Genomic DNA, 1174 nt, shown 5'->3' on the forward strand with positions numbered 1-1174 from the left:
GCAGGGGCGGAAACCCAGGTGCCAGTGTTGCCGTCATACCAGCCGTCTGCCGTGCGACCCGTCAGATCCGGCGTCTTCACTGAAGTGTTCGCCGGGTCCACAAACAATGCATTCACATTTGTTGCCCCGGCAAACCCGAACCTGTACCACCCACACCCTTCCAGAGTGGTCGCCACTCCAGGCCACGTGGTGTTCGCCATCGCTGGGCTCGCCGTCACCGACCAGTAATGGATGTTGGCATTGCTCCAGGAAGACGGTTTCTTGAAATGCAACGTGATCCCGCTCGGAGGCAGCACTGGGGTGGCACTTGCCGTCACCCCGCTGGATTCCGTCCCCGCACTGTTGATGGAGACCACTTTGTAGTTGTAGGTCGTCCCATTCGTTAACCCAGTTGCCGTAAAGCTCAAACTGGTTTTGGGGAGGGCCGTAGAGGTCAACAGCGTGTACGTGGTCTGCGCACTGGTCTTCTGGTACACCCTGTACCCACTCACCTGACAATCGGTAGAGGCGGTCCAGCTCAGGCCCACCTGCCCATTCCCTGCCGTCGAAGTCAGGGCCGTGGGATTGCCCACCGTGCTGGTGTTGCTGCAAGAGTTCACATCACTCCAGCTGCTGGTCGCGGGATCGTAGGTGCCCTCTTTGACCACCCGATACAAATCGGGGGTTTTGTTGGCGGTGTTGCCAGGGTCCACAAACAGCAGGTTGGCGGAACTGGCATTGGCGAAGGTGTACTTGTAGCTTCCGTTGCCTTCATCAATCATGGCCACACCGGGGAAGGTGCTGCCCGCAAGCACGGGCTGGGCAGCGACGTTCCAGAAGTGGATGTTGGCTTTGCTCCAGGCTGCGGGTTTTTTGAAGTGAACGGTGAGTCCTGCGCCTGCAACATCAGGGTTGGTTTCGTACCAGGTGGTGCCATTAAACCAGCCGTCCCGGTTGCGACTGAGGTCAGCGGTTTTCTGGGTGGTGTTGGCGCTGTTGACGAAGAGCAGGTTGGTGCTGGTGGTGCCGGGGAGGGAGTAGGTGACCCAGCCGTTTCCGGCATCGGTGGTGGGGCGTCCAGGCCAGGTGGTTGCGGGGAGGGCAGGGGTGGCGACGGTGTTCCAGTAATGAATGTTGGCATTTCCCCAGGCGGTGGGTTTCTTGTAGTACACCTGCAGGTTCCCGTTCGCCTGCG

At 59.8% G+C, this 1174-nt stretch carries 1 protein-coding gene; it reads right to left on the reverse strand.

The window, feature by feature from the left end; genetic code table 11:
• The coding region (locus IEY52_RS26470) for a starch-binding protein (protein WP_189009703.1) at positions 1–1174 on the reverse strand (1174 nt) is incomplete at both ends.

The sequence above is a fragment of the Deinococcus roseus genome (assembly GCF_014646895.1).
Classification (GTDB): Bacteria; Deinococcota; Deinococci; order Deinococcales; family Deinococcaceae; genus Deinococcus_C; species Deinococcus_C roseus.